Origin of the sequence: Aeromonas sp. 96A, from assembly GCF_051919165.1 — a bacterium.
In the GTDB taxonomy this organism is placed as follows: domain Bacteria; phylum Pseudomonadota; class Gammaproteobacteria; order Enterobacterales; family Aeromonadaceae; genus Aeromonas; species Aeromonas veronii.
The window spans coordinates 202,098-215,472 of the sequence record NZ_JBQBFE010000001.1 but is presented as its reverse complement, the minus strand read 5'-3'; the positions used below and the strand labels follow the sequence as shown (position 1 = coordinate 215,472).

Annotated in this window: 12 protein-coding genes and 1 pseudogene; 10 read left to right on the top strand and 3 right to left on the bottom strand. The window is 61.6% G+C overall.

Annotated features, from left to right (window positions below):
• Positions 1–553: 553 nt before the first annotated feature.
• From nrfA to ACTG2W_RS00955, 10 genes and pseudogenes are all read left to right on the top strand, one after another.
• Positions 554–1,990: an ammonia-forming nitrite reductase cytochrome c552 subunit gene (gene nrfA, locus ACTG2W_RS01000; protein WP_420093703.1), complete on the top strand. Its 1,437-nt coding sequence runs from the start codon at positions 554–556 to the stop codon at positions 1,988–1,990.
• Between the two features lie 53 nt (positions 1,991–2,043).
• Positions 2,044–2,643: a cytochrome c nitrite reductase pentaheme subunit gene (nrfB, locus tag ACTG2W_RS00995; RefSeq protein ID WP_106843831.1), complete on the top strand. Its 600-nt coding sequence runs from the start codon at positions 2,044–2,046 to the stop codon at positions 2,641–2,643.
• Positions 2,640–3,332 (top strand): cytochrome c nitrite reductase Fe-S protein, encoded by a 693-nt coding sequence (gene nrfC / locus ACTG2W_RS00990; protein WP_440015975.1) that lies wholly within the window; start codon positions 2,640–2,642, stop codon positions 3,330–3,332. The genes nrfB and nrfC overlap by 4 nt, the downstream gene beginning before the upstream one ends.
• A gap of 87 nt (positions 3,333–3,419) precedes the next feature.
• On the top strand, positions 3,420–4,373 hold the full coding sequence (gene nrfD, locus ACTG2W_RS00985; RefSeq protein ID WP_440015974.1) for a cytochrome c nitrite reductase subunit NrfD: 954 nt from the start codon (positions 3,420–3,422) through the stop codon (positions 4,371–4,373).
• 316 nt (positions 4,374–4,689) lie between these two features.
• Positions 4,690–6,657, top strand: a complete 1,968-nt coding sequence (gene nrfE, locus ACTG2W_RS00980) for a heme lyase NrfEFG subunit NrfE (protein WP_106843828.1) — start codon at positions 4,690–4,692, stop codon at positions 6,655–6,657.
• Positions 6,654–7,244, top strand: coding sequence for a DsbE family thiol:disulfide interchange protein (locus ACTG2W_RS00975; protein WP_106843827.1), 591 nt, complete (start codon positions 6,654–6,656; stop codon positions 7,242–7,244). Before nrfE ends, ACTG2W_RS00975 begins: the two co-directional genes overlap by 4 nt.
• A pseudogene (nrfF, locus tag ACTG2W_RS00970) lies at positions 7,241–8,445 on the top strand (heme lyase NrfEFG subunit NrfF). The gene ACTG2W_RS00975 and the pseudogene nrfF overlap by 4 nt, the downstream one beginning before the upstream one ends.
• A gap of 91 nt (positions 8,446–8,536) precedes the next feature.
• Entirely contained in the window at positions 8,537–8,959 is a 423-nt protein-coding gene (locus ACTG2W_RS00965; RefSeq protein WP_272939159.1) for a DUF2268 domain-containing putative Zn-dependent protease, read from the top strand.
• 22 nt (positions 8,960–8,981) lie between these two features.
• On the top strand, positions 8,982–9,167 hold the full coding sequence (locus ACTG2W_RS00960; protein WP_272939158.1) for a DUF2268 domain-containing putative Zn-dependent protease: 186 nt from the start codon (positions 8,982–8,984) through the stop codon (positions 9,165–9,167).
• Positions 9,168–9,221: 54 nt separating this feature from the next.
• Positions 9,222–9,674 carry an NUDIX hydrolase gene (locus tag ACTG2W_RS00955; protein WP_106843825.1) on the top strand — a complete coding sequence of 151 codons (453 nt, stop codon included), beginning with the start codon at positions 9,222–9,224 and terminating at the stop codon, positions 9,672–9,674.
• Positions 9,675–9,771: 97 nt separating this feature from the next.
• Here ACTG2W_RS00955 and phnX read toward each other — a convergent pair whose 3' ends face one another.
• The 3 genes from phnX to phnW are packed head-to-tail and all read right to left on the bottom strand — an operon-like array spanning position 9,772 to position 13,167.
• Positions 9,772–10,611 carry a phosphonoacetaldehyde hydrolase gene (phnX, locus tag ACTG2W_RS00950; RefSeq protein WP_106843824.1) on the bottom strand — a complete coding sequence of 280 codons (840 nt, stop codon included), beginning with the start codon at positions 10,609–10,611 and terminating at the stop codon, positions 9,772–9,774.
• Complete coding sequence (locus tag ACTG2W_RS00945) at positions 10,604–12,028, bottom strand: aspartate aminotransferase family protein (RefSeq protein WP_106843823.1); 1,425 nt, start codon at positions 12,026–12,028, stop codon at positions 10,604–10,606. Before ACTG2W_RS00945 ends, phnX begins: the two co-directional genes overlap by 8 nt.
• Positions 12,028–13,167, bottom strand: coding sequence for a 2-aminoethylphosphonate--pyruvate transaminase (phnW, locus tag ACTG2W_RS00940; protein ID WP_106843822.1), 1,140 nt, complete (start codon positions 13,165–13,167; stop codon positions 12,028–12,030). The genes ACTG2W_RS00945 and phnW overlap by 1 nt, the downstream gene beginning before the upstream one ends.
• Positions 13,168–13,375 lie beyond the last annotated feature (208 nt).

Genomic DNA, 13,375 nt, shown 5'->3' with positions numbered 1-13,375 from the left:
GAGATTTGGATGACCCCAATCGCATCACCTTTATTAACAGGTCTATCAGACTCCATGTGACTATTTCTGTCGTTTGACGATAAATCCACTGCAGCTTCAATAAATGGATCATAATCCGAAGGTCAAAAGCTCACACCACAACACCGATAATTTGCATATTTAGTCAATTATTGGCATAAGTCATTGCCAGAATCTATGAACAATACGGCAGCAATCAGGATCAGCAGCAAAAAGTGCCAGTACGTAACTGTATCGATCAAACTCCTGCCATCGAATGCTCGGCAGTTAACAAGAAGTTGAGTTTCCATAAAATTTAATCCAGATCTCATTTCAGCGATCAATCCTGTGCACCAATTGATCTGGCACAACTCTCCCTCCGATAAATCATCATTAAATTTACCTATTTGTTAGGGTAACCCTCGAGCAATCATATATTGCGCGGTTTTATTCACCCGCAAGCGAATGTCTGCCCACCCCGCCCGACGGGGGGAAGATCCACACCAAGATGGAACGGGTCAGACGAGACCAAAACATTTATCTGGGAGTGATAAACGTGGGTTCACAACACAGGCATATCAAACTGGGCCTCGCCGCCCTGCTGCTGACCAACTGGCTTGGCACCAGCGGCTGGGCACTGGCTGATGACGCAACCACCAAGGGCAAGATAGAGGCGCGCAGCGAGCTGTTCGCCAAGGATCACGCCGATCAGTTCACCAGCTGGCAAGCCACCAGCGAGAGCAAGGAGCGCACCGATGCGCTGGCGGAAGATCCCAATATGGTGGTGCTGTGGGGCGGTTACCCCTTTTCCAAGGATTACAACAAGCCGCGCGGTCACTTCTATGCGCTGACCGATGTGCGCGAAACCCTGCGTACCGGCGCCCCGAAAACAGCCGAAGATGGCCCCCTGCCCATGGCCTGCTGGAGCTGCAAAGGCCCGGATGTGGCCCGCGTCATCGACGAGAAGGGTGAGGATGGCTACTTCAAGGGGATGTGGGCAAAAGGCGGGCCGGAAGTAGTCAACACCATCGGCTGCGCCGACTGCCACGATACCGCCTCGAAGGAGTTCAAGGAGGGCAAACCTGCCCTGCACCTCTCCCGTCCCTATGCCGATCGGGCCATGACCGCCATCGGCAAGCCGTTCAAGGAGCAGGGGCGCTTTGATCAGCAGTCCCAGGTGTGCGGCCAGTGCCACGTGGAGTATTACTTCAGCGGCCCCACCAAGGCGGTCAAATTCCCCTGGGACAAGGGCACCACGGTTGAGCAGATGGAGGCCTATTACGATGAAATCGGCTTTGCCGACTGGACTCATGCCCTCTCCAAAACCCCCATGCTGAAAGCCCAGCATCCCGAGTACGAAACCTGGCGCGCCGGCATTCACGGCCAGAACAACGTCGCCTGTGTCGACTGCCACATGCCCAAGGTGCAGAACGAGCAGGGCAAGGTCTACACGGATCACAAAGTGGGGAACCCCTTCGATCGCTTCGAGCAGACCTGCCGCAACTGCCACACCCAGAGCAAGGAGATGCTGCAAGGGATCGTCAAACAGCGCAAAGAGGCGGTGATCGAGACCAAGCTGAAGGTCGAGAAGCAACTGGTACACGCCCACTTTGAAGCCAAGGCGGCCTGGGATGCCGGCGCCACCGAGGCAGAGATGAAGGATATTCTGCAGGACATCCGTCACGCCCAGTGGCGATGGGACTACGCCATCGCATCCCACGGGGTGCAGATGCACGCCCCCGAAGTGGCCCTCAAGGTACTTGGCAGCGCGCTGGATAAAGCCGCTGACGCCCGCACCAAGCTGGCGCGCCTGTTGGCCAGCAAGGGGATCAGCCACGAGATCGCCATCCCCGACATCTCCACCAAGGAGAAAGCGCAAGCGGCCCTTGGCATGGATATGAAGCAGTTCAACAGCGACAAGGCCCAGTTCCTCAAGACCACGGTCCCCGCCTGGGATGCCGAGGCCAAAGCGGCCGGACGGCTGGCACAGTAACGGCGCCTGCGGGCCCGGCGCCAAGTCGGGCCCGCAGCGGATGGAGGCTTCCTATGGGTGATTTAACGATGGATTTTTTACGACTGATGCTGATGGCAGCCATGCTGCTCACCAGCCTGCAGGGTCAGGCGGCCGAGCCGGCAGCAGCCCCTGTTCCAGCTACACATGAGGTGGAATTTTTACGCAATCCCGACAAGGCCTGCACCGACTGTCACAAGGAGCAGAGCGAGGGAATGCACGGCAAGCATGGTCAGGCGACCAATCCCAACAACCTCAAGCCGGTGACCTGCACCAACTGCCACGGCCAGCCCTCCCCCCAGCACCGGGAAGGGGTCAAAGATGTGATGCGCTTCAGCCACAGCCTGAAGGATAAAGAGAGCATCAAGCTTTATCCCATCAGCGAGCAGAATGGAGTCTGCATGAGCTGCCACGAGCCCAAACCACTGCGCGAGGCGCTCTGGGCCCACGACGTGCACGCTACCAAGCTCACCTGCACCAGCTGCCACCAGTTGCATCCGGCCAAGGAGCCCATGGTGGGGATCCCGGAAAAATCCCGCATCAAGCTCTGCGTCGACTGTCACAGCAAGCAGCATGAGGCCAGCAAGGCCCGGCAGGAGCAGTCCAAACCGGCTACCGGCAAGGAGGCATCATGAGCTGCTCTCGCCGTGACTTTATGGCGGGCATGGGCGCAGGGGCCCTTATCATGATGACGGGGACTGCTAGTGCCAACACCCGCTCCCTTGCCACCCCCCTTGCCCATAGCCAGACCATCGACGGGGTCCGCTATGGCATGATCCACGATGAGACGGCCTGCATCGGCTGCACCGCCTGCATGGATGCCTGCCGGGAGGTGAATCAGGTGCCACAGGGGGTCTCGCGCCTCGAGATCATCCGATCAGGCCCGGTCGGTGAATTTCCCGACGCCGAGTACCGCTTCTTTCGCAAGTCCTGCCAGCACTGCGACAACGCCCCCTGCGTGCATGTCTGCCCCACCGGCGCCTCCCATATCCGCAAGGAGGATGGCATCGTCGATGTCAACGCGGATCTCTGCGTCGGCTGCATGTATTGTCTGGCCGCCTGCCCCTATCAGGTGCGCTTTATCAACCCTGTGACCCGAGTGGCAGACAAGTGCGACTTTTGCCGCAAGACCAACCTCGCGGCGGGCAAGGAGCCGGCCTGCGTGGAATCCTGCCCCACCAAGGCGCTGGTGTTCGGCAATCTGGATGACCCGGACAGCCCCATCGCCAAACGGCTGGTGAAGGAGACCACCTATCGCTACAAGCAGGCGCTCGGCACCTCGCCCAAGATGTACCGCGTGCCCAAAGGGGAGATAACGTCATGACCATGCAAGCGGCATTTCACTACCCTTCCCTTGTCTGGGAATTTGTCCGATCGCCATCTACCGCAGTAACAGAGGGAGGAATGGATCATGTTGCATGACGCATTTCACTTCCCTTCACTTGTCTGGGACTGGCCCATCGCTATCTATCTCTTTCTGCTCGGCATCTCCGCCGGGGCCACCACCCTCTCGGTGCTGCTGCGCCGCAAGGGGGCCGGCAGCGAGAGCGGCATCATCAAGGCAACCGCCATTCTGGCGCCAGCGAGCGTGATATTGGGGCTGCTCATCCTTATCTTCCATCTGGCCCGCCCCTGGACCTTCTGGAAGCTGATGTTCCACTACCAGTTCGACTCCGTGATGTCGATGGGGGTCATGCTGTTCCAGCTCTATATGGTGGTGCTGTTCGCCTGGCTGGCTGTGGTGTTTCGCACCGAGATCGAGACAATGCGCTGCCGGTTGCTGAAAGAGAAGTTCGCTTTTGTGGATGGGCTGATTGGCTGGCTTGCCCGCATCGAGCGGCTGCTGGCGCCGCTGTTGCTGCTGCTCGCCGTGCTGCTGGGGGCCTACACAGGCTTTCTGCTCTCGGCGCTCAAGACCTATCCGCTGTTGAACAACCCGGTGCTGCCGGTGCTGTTTCTGGTCTCGGGCATCAGCTCAGGTATCGCCTCCACCATCTTGCTGGCGGTGACGCTCTTCAAGGAGAACCATCACAGCCAGGGGGTGAGCTTTGTGCACCGCTTCGAGCGGCCGGTACTGGCGGTGGAGGTGTTGCTGCTGGTCTGCTTCTTTACCGGCCTCTACTTCGGTGGCGGTCAGAAAGAGGTGGCCATGTGGGCCGCCATCGGCAGCGGCTTCTGGGCTCAGGTGTTCTGGCTCGGGGTGGTGGGGATCGGCATGCTACTGCCCCAGCTGCTGGCCCTGCTGACCCCGGCCCCCCTGCGGGAGCGAAACGGCCATCTGGTGCTGGTCTGCAGCTTGACCTTGGTGGGGATCCTGCTGCTGCGCTACTTCGTGCTCTATGCCGGCCAGATGACGGTAGTTTAAAAACCGGTTCACGCTCCTGTTGCGAGGCCGTGATCAAGGCTCATGTGCTGCTCGGAATCCTCATGTATTCACATACACTCCGGTTCCTGCGCTGCTCTTTACCTTGCTGACGACCTCTCACGACGGATCGTGAACCGGTTATTGAAACTGGGGATAAGCGCCAGCCACCCTCGGGTGACTGGCGCTGGTTTGTTGCTGGCCCAATGAATTTCTGGTGATGCCACACCCGTTGCTTGGCAATGTTCTCCGCCAAAGGGAGACGACGCGGCGTGTGTGCCATGACATGAATGAGATCAAAGATTGAACCGGAGGTTGTGTGCTGGCGGAGCTCGGCTATCTCTCACTGTTGCTGGCGGCGGCACTCTCTTTGCTGCAGGGCACACTGCCCTGGCTGGGATTACTGCTCGCCTCACGCCCGCTGCTCGGCTGCGTAAAGCCGCTGGCCCTCCTGGTCGCGCTCCTGCTCGGGGCCTCCCTGCTGCTGCTCGCCAGCTGCTTTGGCCAGGATGATTTCACCGTCAGCTATGTGGCCCAGCACGCCAACAGCGCCCTGCCCCTTGGCTTCAAGCTGGCGGCGGTGTGGGGCGGCCACGAGGGCTCCATGCTGTTCTTCGTGTTTGCGCTGGGGCTGTGGGGCGCCCTGGTGGCCCTTTGCTCCAGGCGGGTCGATCCGCTGATCACAGCCCGGGTATTGGCCATAATGGGGCTGATCGTCGGGCTGTTCGGCCTCTATACCCTGATCTTCTCCAGCCCGTTTGACCGCCAGTTTCCGGGGCCGCAGGAGGGGCGCGATCTCAACCCCATGCTGCAGGATATCGGCCTTATCATCCACCCACCCCTGCTCTATCTCGGCTACGTCGGCTTTGCGGTCAACTTCGCCTTCGCCATGGCGGCGCTCCATTCGGGCAGACTGGATGGCGCCGTTGCCCACTGGAGCCGCCCCTGGGCGCTCGGCTCTTGGGTGTTTCTCACCGCCGGTATCGTGCTGGGCTCTTGGTGGGCCTATTACGAACTGGGCTGGGGCGGCTGGTGGTTCTGGGATCCGGTAGAAAACGCCTCCCTGCTGCCCTGGCTGCTCGGCACTGCATTGCTGCACGCTCTTGTCGTCTGCGAGAAGCGCGGCGCCTACGGCCACGCCGTGCTGTTGCTCTCCATCTTCACCTTCGCCTTGAGCCTGCTCGGCACCTTTGTGGTGCGCTCCGGGGTGCTCACCTCGGTGCACGCCTTTGCAGTCGACCCCAGCCGCGGCCTCACCCTCTTGTTACTGCTCGGCTTGCTATTGACCTGCGCCCTCACCCTGTTTGCCCTGCGGGCGGACATTCGCGCCCCCTATGCCCGCTTTGGCTTGCTGTCAAAAGAGGGGCTGCTCGGCGCCGCCATCCTGCTGCTCTGCGTGGCCTGCGCCAGCGTGCTGCTCGGCACCTTCTACCCCATGGTGTTCCAGTCGCTCCATCTGGGTTCGCTCTCGGTGGGCGCCCCCTATTTCAATACCATCTTCGTGCCGCTGGCCCTCTGCCTGATGGCGCTGATGACCCAGCTGCCGCGCCTGCGCTGGCAGCAGCTTGCGCCACATTCCCGACTCAACGCTCTGTTGCCGCCGCTGTTTGGGCTGCTTGGCGGCGGGCTCATTAGCCTTGCCTATCTGGAACAGGGATCGTTTTCCGGTAGCTGGATTGGCATCCTCGCCAATATGGTGAGCCTCTGGCTGATGGCCAGTCTGTTGCTCCCGCTCTTGCAACCGACGTCGTTGCGCGAGCTCACCCTCAATCGGCTCGGCAGCTTGCTGGCCCACCTTGGGGTAGCGGTGTGCGCCCTTGGCATCGCGCAGGTGAGTGACCACAGTCAGGAGGGGGGCACTGTGCTTGGTGCCAACCAACCCTACCAACTCGGCGCCTTCGAGTTTCGCTATGAGGGGCGCGAGCCGGTGATCGGCCCCAACTATACCGCCGAGCGGATCACGCTTAGCGTGCACAAGAACGGTAAAGAGGTGGCGCGGCTGACGCCGGAGCGGCGCCATTACAGCGTTCGCACCATGAACATGAACGAACCCGGCATCGCGTGGGGAATGTTCGGCGATCTCTACGTGGTACTGGGTGAGAAGATGGGACCAGATGCCTATGCCATGCGGCTGCACTACAAGCCGCTGGTGCGCTGGATCTGGTTCGGCGGCCTGTTGATGATGGCGGGCGGCACCCTGCGCCTGCTCGCCCGTTGCCCCTTGCTTGCCTCTCGTTCCGTTGCGGTTCGCACCTCCCATCAACGGCTCGAACAGGAGGCGTTATGAGATCCCGCCTGCGTCTCTTTCTTCCCCTGCTCCTTACTCTGGGGCTCGGCACTCTGCTCTGGCTCGGCCTTGGCAACAATCCATATAGCCAAGATGAAGCGACGCTCGGGCGTACCCTGCCTGCGTGGCAGAGCGACAATCTGCTGGACGGGAGTCCGATCCAGACCGCCAGCCTCAAGGGCGAACCCTTTGTCCTTAACGTCTGGGCCAGCTGGTGCGCCAACTGCCGCGCCGAGCATCCGCTGCTGGGTGATCTGGCCAGCGCCGTGCCCCTCTACGGCCTCAACTACCGGGACAAGGGAGACGCCGCCCGAGCCTGGCTCGCACAGACGGGCAATCCCTATCGCGCTGTGCTGGCCGACCCCGACGGCCGACTCGCGCTGGAGCTCGGCGTCTACGGCACGCCGGAAACCTATCTGTTTGACGCCGATGGCGCCCTGCTTGCCCGCCATACCGGCGAGCTCACCCAGAACATCTGGCAACGCCAGTTTGTCCCGCTGCTGGACAAGGCGCGAGCGGATGCGCAAATGAAGGCCGCCACTACTGCACCAACTATTGCAATATCAGCTCGGGAGACACAGCCATGATGCGCCGTTCTCTTGCCTGCACCCTGCTGGCCCTCGGCATGCTGCTGAGTGCAACTGCATATTCCAGCGGGGTCGATACCTATCAATTTCGCCACCCCGAGTTGCAAAACCGCGCTCAGGAATTGGCCCGCGCCCTGCGCTGCCCCCAGTGCCAGAACCAGAATCTGGTGGAGTCCAACTCCCCCATCGCCCGAGATCTGCGGCTAGAGGTCTACCGCTGGGTGGACAAGGGACAGTCTGATGAGCAGGTGATCGCCCGCATGACGGAGCGCTTCGGCGATTTCGTCCGCTATGATCCCCCCTTAAAGGCCAGCACGGCGCTGCTGTGGGGCGGCCCCCTGCTACTGTTGGGGCTGGCGCTGTTGATCCTGTTTCGCCGCCTGACGCGCACAAAGGCGCAACCCATCCCTGCCGTTAAGGCCATCGTTGAGGCCTCCCCTCAACCCGCGGCCGATCCGCGCAGCGAATTGAATTTGCTGATCATGCACGGGGAGCAGACAGGCCTCTCCCCCGACCAACCACTCTACAGGGAGCTAAGCGCCGCCCGCCTGGCCAACGCCATCCCGGCGGCTGAGCTGACCCTGCGCGCGCAACTGGCCAGCCAGCATGACAATCGCGGCCGCAATCATCGGCACGGGCGGGCCTTGTTGCTGCTTGGCATCATGGCATGCGTAGCCGTTGCCGCTGTGTATCTCAGCACCGGCCGCTATCAGGCATGGCAGGATTATGCATCCCGTCCCGATCCGCTGGCGGGGTTGAGCCCGCGGGATCTGCAGGACAAGGAGCTGGGGAGTCTGCATCAGAAGCTTCAACGCAGCCCCGCCGATCTCGACAGCTGGGCGGCGCTCGGCCAGCTCTATCTCTATCGCGGCGAATATGACAACGCCCTGCTCGCCTACCAACGTCTCGCTCTGCTGGAGGGGGGGCCAGCGCGGCGACTCAAGCCGCGCAAGCCACCGTGCTCTACTATCAGGCGGGCCAGCAGCTGACTCCCGAGGCAACCCGCCTGCTGGAGAGCGCCCTCAAGCAGGACGCGGGGGAAGTGAGCGCCCTGATGCTGCTCGCCTCCGATCACTTCCTGCATGGCCGCTACAGCCAGGCCATTGCGCTGTGGCAGCAACTGCTCGATGGCGAGCGCCCTCGCATCAACCGGGCTGCACTGATCGAGGCGATCCAGACGGCAAGCATAATTGGCGGGTAACCCCTTGATTGAAGGAGGGTAATCGTGGTGATATGGCGCCGCGACCACGCAAGTGGCTCAGCCCCCTCTTTCAATAGACAAGGATGTCTGGATGCAACTCACCCTGTTAAACGACTCGGGCAAATTCGATGGGCTCGATGACACCATTAGGCACGTCTTTGCCGAGACGGCGCACAAACTGAATGCCTTGTTCGATCTCTCCCAACTGGATGTCACCTTCAGCCCTTTTGCCGAGGGGGATGCTCCCGGCTCGGGTATCGGTGGCTGGGCCATCAACATGTATCGAATAGAACTCCAGCTTGATCTGGAACGGCCCGATATCAAAGAGGTGATCATCACCGAATTGCCTGCCGTGCTGGCCCACGAAGTCCACCATATCGTGCAAAAGAAGAACAAGGTGGAAGCAGAAACACTGGCCGAAAACCTGATTTTTGAAGGGCTGGCCTGCTACTTTGAGCAGAGGTTCAATGGTGGCACCCCCCCCCTCGCTGTTCAAGGCGTCTCAGCACCATGACTGGCAAGCGCTCCTGGCAGAGATGACGCCCCATCTGTCCAGCAAGCAGTTCAACTTTTTTGACTTTTTCTACTGCCGTGATAACCGGCCATTTCCCAAATATGCCGGTTACTGGGTGGGGTTCAATCTGGTGGCCAACTATCTGGCCAAAAATGGCCTGAATGAAATAGAGGTCATGGGCCTGCCCGCCGAGGCGTATTTCAATTAACACGCCTTCACACTGTTCATGGCTATCACAGAGCCCAAACCCGGAGAGAAGATCATGATCCCCATTCGCTGCAAGGCCGTCTCTGGCGTTGCCCTTACCACTGTCGATGGCGAAACCAAATTGCTGGTGATGAAACGGGTCAAGGGGGGCTTCTGGTGTCATGTGGCAGGCACGGTGGAGGCGGGTGAAACCGGCTGGCAGACCATTATTCGGGAGTTTGGCGAAGAGACGGGGATCAGGGTCACCGAACTCTACAACGGCCAGTATCTGGAGCAGTTCTACGAGGCGAGCTTGAATACGGTGGAGGTGGTGCCGGTCTTTGTGGTCTATTGCCCGCCCAATCAGGAGGTGACCCTCAACGACGAGCACACAGACTATCGCTGGTGTTCTCTGACCGAAGCCAAGGCGCTGGTGAGTTTCCCCGGCCAGAAGGCGCTCTACGACCATATCTGGCACCACTTTGTCGACAACGCCCCTTCTCCCCTGATGCGGGTCGATATCCGCTGACCGCGCACGGCTTCCCCCTGTAAATACAACACGCCCCCGGATGGGGGCGTGTTGTATCTAAACCAGCCAAGCGCTTTTGATAGACCAAGCAGATGGCCTACGGCCGATCGCCAGCCGCCAGACGGCGGTTGATATCGGCGATAACCGGGGCGATGTCGGCCAGGGTATCAATCACATAGTGTGCCCCCGCCGCCCGCAGTTTGGCCTCGGCCGGTGCGCGCCGGGCGGCGATCTCCGCCTCGCTCATGGCGGCAAACTCTTCCCAAGTGGCACCAAATTCGTTGCCGGAAACCGACAATCCCACCGTCCACATGCCCGCGTTAAGCCCTTCGCTGATACCCGGCACGGCGTCATCCACCTTGATGCAGCGATGCACCGCACTCACTCCGAGCTCAATTACGTTGGCCAGCGCCATCCAGGGACCGGGGCGACCACCGGCTTTGAGGTCATCGGTGGCGACCCAGTGATCCGGCCGATAGCCGTGATCGGCCGCCGCAGGTACCAGCGCCTCCATCACCGGACGGGGGTAACCGGAACAGGAGCCGATTCGCAGCCCCTGCCCCCGCAAAGCATCCAGCACCGGCAGCACACCGGGGATGGGGGCGGCAAAGCGGGTCACGGCGGCAATCTGCAGCGGCATAAAGGTGTGATAAATGTGGTCCACCTCGGCGTGGCTCATAGGATGGCCGAAGCGAGCCTGCCAGCGCGCATCCACCGAGGGCAGACGGCCCAGCGCGGCGATATGATCCCACTTGCCAAGGCCCATGGGCTGGCGTGCTTCGTCCAGAATCACGGGGAAGTCATAGGCGCGGGCGAAGGCCTCGACGAAGATGGAGGTGGGGGCGAAGGAGCCAAAATCGACGACGGTGCCGGCCCAGTCGAGGATCAGCGCCTCTACGTCGGTGATCGGATCTACAGCAATCTGCAAGTCAGTCATGGTGGTGTTCCTGTTTCGGTGAAAGTGCGATCTCGCCCAATGCGCGATCGAGAATAGAAATGGCGCGCACCAGATCGGCGCGGGCGATATTGAGCGGTGGCGAGAGCTGGATGACGTTCCCCTGGGAGACCTTGAAGCTGAGCCCCAGCTCCAGACAGCGGTAGAGCAGCCGCTCGGCGGCCTGGCTATTGCGGGTGCGGCTCTGGTGATCGACCACCAGATCGAGCGCCCACAGGAGGCCGATACCGCGCACCTGCCCGATCAGCGGGTGACGTTCGGCCAACTTGCCGAGCTCGGCCGCCATAAAACGGCCATCCTCCTGCGCTTTTACCAGCAACCCCTCTTCGCGGATGGTCGCGATGGTAGCGAGCGCCGCCGCGCAGCCGATAGGGCTCTTCTCGTGGGTGTAGTGACCGAGCGAGATGGCCGCAGCCTGATTGAAACGGTCGCGGGTAATGAGAGCCGCAAACGGTACCACCCCGCCCCCCAGCCCCTTACCCAGACAGATGATGTCGGGTTCGATGCCGAACTCTTCAAAGCTGAACCAATTGCCGGTGCGCCCCAGGGCATTGGGGATCTCGTCGACAATCAGCAGCACCTTGTGGCGATCGCAGATCTCCCTTACCCGCTGCCAGTAGGCCTTCGAGGGCACCTGTACGTCGGTGTTGCGGATGGGCTCGGCGATAAAAGCGCCGAGCCCCCCCTCCTTCTCGATGACGTACTCCAGATAATCGGCGTAGTGCACATCATCCCCCTCCCCGCGATACCAGACGCCTCGATAACGGGTGGGCGGCGGGATGCGCTCCACTCCGGCCATCAAGGGGCCCATGCCGGCGCGAAAACAGGCCTCGCCGCCGACCGAGATGGCATCGAGGGAGGCGCCGTGAAAGGCATCCCACAGGGACACCACCTTGCTGTTGCCGGTGATGAAACGGGCGAGCTTCAGGGCAATCCCCACCACCTCGCTGCCGCCGGGGGCGAACAGCACCCTGTTGAGATCGCCGGGGGCCAGTTCGGCCAGAGTGCAGGCGCAGTCGATGGCAACCTGATGGGTGTAGCGGCGGGGCGCAAACGGCAGATCGGCAAGTTGCTGCTGCACCGCGGCTACCACCCTGGGGTGACCGTGCCCCAACTGATGGACGCTGTTGCCGTGAAAATCGAGGTAACACTTGCCCGATACGCTGGTCAGCCAGCTCCCCTGCGCCCCCTCAAGCAGATCGAGACAGGGGGTGGAGAGGGCCTGATGGAGGAAGTAGCGGCTATCCTCCGCCAATCCGGCCTGTACCTCTTCGCTCTGACCTGCCCACCAGAACGCCCGCCCCTCGCCAAGGTTGATATCCCCTTCGCTGTCGGCGCGGCCGCTGCCGTGCAGCTTATGGTCGTGCTGAACGCAACCGTGAGGCGCCATGCTGGTCATCACGCAGCCCCCTGCCAGTAGCAGGCGCTGGCCATGGCGGCGAGCAGATCGCGCACCCGCTCAGGGGTCACATCACCGATATTGCCGATACGGAAGCAATCGGCTTGCGAGACTTTGCCTGGATAGATGACAAAGCCCTGCGCCTTGAGCCGCTGGTAGAAGTCGGCGAAGCGGTAGTCCGGGTGGGTCGGAGAGTAGAAGGCGGTGATGATGGGAGATTGCCACTGCTCGGGCAGCAGCGGCGCAAAGCCGAGGGCAGCCATCCCCGCCACCAGGGTGCGCTGGTTCTCGCTGTAGCGCTGATGACGGGCAGCAATGCCCCCCTCTTCGTCCAGCTCGCGCAGGGCCTGGGCAAAGGCAAGCACGGTATGGGTGGGCGAGGTAAAGCGCCACTTGCCCCCCTGCTGCTCCATGGTCTGCCACTGGGCGTGCAGGTCGAGGGAGACCGAGCGGGCGCGACCGGCGCAGGCCGCCAGCGCAGCGCGGCGGGCGATGACGAAGCCAAAGCCCGGCACCCCCTGAATGCACTTGTTGGCCGAGCTGATAAGAAACTCGATGCCAAGTCGCCCCATGTCGATGGGGATGCCGCCAAAGCTGCTCATGGCATCGACGATCAGGCGGATGCCGCGGCGCTGGCAGAGCTCAGCTACCTCCTCAAGGGGGTTGAGCATACCGGTGGTGGTCTCGCAGTGCACCATGGCCAGATGGGTGATCTCGGGGTGGCGCGCCAGTATCGACTCGATGGCGGCGGGCTCCGGGCGGGTCGTCTCGCCGCAATCGAGCTCGTGGTGGCGCAGGCCAAGGCAGCGGGCCATCTCCCCCATGCGGGCACCGTAGGCGCCGTTGTTGATGATCAGCAGACACTCATCGACGCCTATCGCCGAGCCCAGCACGCTCTCCACCACATAGCTGCCACTCCCCTGCAGCAGCACGGCGCTGTAGTCACTTTCATATTCAGGGCCAGTGGCGAGGCGCACCAGCTCGCGGCGGATGGGCTCCACCACCCCCTGGTTGTAGTCCGCATCCCAGGTACAGCTGTCTTGCAGCATGGCGGCACGCACAGTCGCGGTGGTCGAGAGGGGGCCCGGGGTCAGCAGCAGGTAATCGACGGCGGCAGGGGCCGCAGGAATATGGGTCATGACTTCGCTCCTTTTGGTATATACCAGAATGAGCGCATTGTGGGTAACTCCCCCGTCAAGGTCAAAGGGGTGGCGCTACGTGCAACAAAAAATTCATTTTCAGCGCCGGGATCGCGATAATCTAGGAGGCCTGAACAACAGGGGCGATGCTGGTATCTACCAACGCATGTTGATGTTGCCGTGTAACGACCGGGTAGATGACCTGCCC

Coding starts and splice junctions, on each gene's coding strand:
- phnW (WP_106843822.1), bottom strand. CDS start 13,167: ATGACCCATATTCCTGCGGCCCCTGCCGCCGTCGATTACCTGCTGCTG.
- ACTG2W_RS00945 (WP_106843823.1), bottom strand. CDS start 12,028: ATGACCAGCATGGCGCCTCACGGTTGCGTTCAGCACGACCATAAGCTG.
- nrfB (WP_106843831.1), top strand. CDS start 2,044: ATGGGTGATTTAACGATGGATTTTTTACGACTGATGCTGATGGCAGCC.
- nrfC (WP_440015975.1), top strand. CDS start 2,640: ATGAGCTGCTCTCGCCGTGACTTTATGGCGGGCATGGGCGCAGGGGCC.
- ACTG2W_RS00960 (WP_272939158.1), top strand. CDS start 8,982: ATGACGCCCCATCTGTCCAGCAAGCAGTTCAACTTTTTTGACTTTTTC.
- ACTG2W_RS00965 (WP_272939159.1), top strand. CDS start 8,537: ATGCAACTCACCCTGTTAAACGACTCGGGCAAATTCGATGGGCTCGAT.
- phnX (WP_106843824.1), bottom strand. CDS start 10,611: ATGACTGACTTGCAGATTGCTGTAGATCCGATCACCGACGTAGAGGCG.
- ACTG2W_RS00975 (WP_106843827.1), top strand. CDS start 6,654: ATGAGATCCCGCCTGCGTCTCTTTCTTCCCCTGCTCCTTACTCTGGGG.
- ACTG2W_RS00955 (WP_106843825.1), top strand. CDS start 9,222: ATGATCCCCATTCGCTGCAAGGCCGTCTCTGGCGTTGCCCTTACCACT.
- nrfD (WP_440015974.1), top strand. CDS start 3,420: ATGTTGCATGACGCATTTCACTTCCCTTCACTTGTCTGGGACTGGCCC.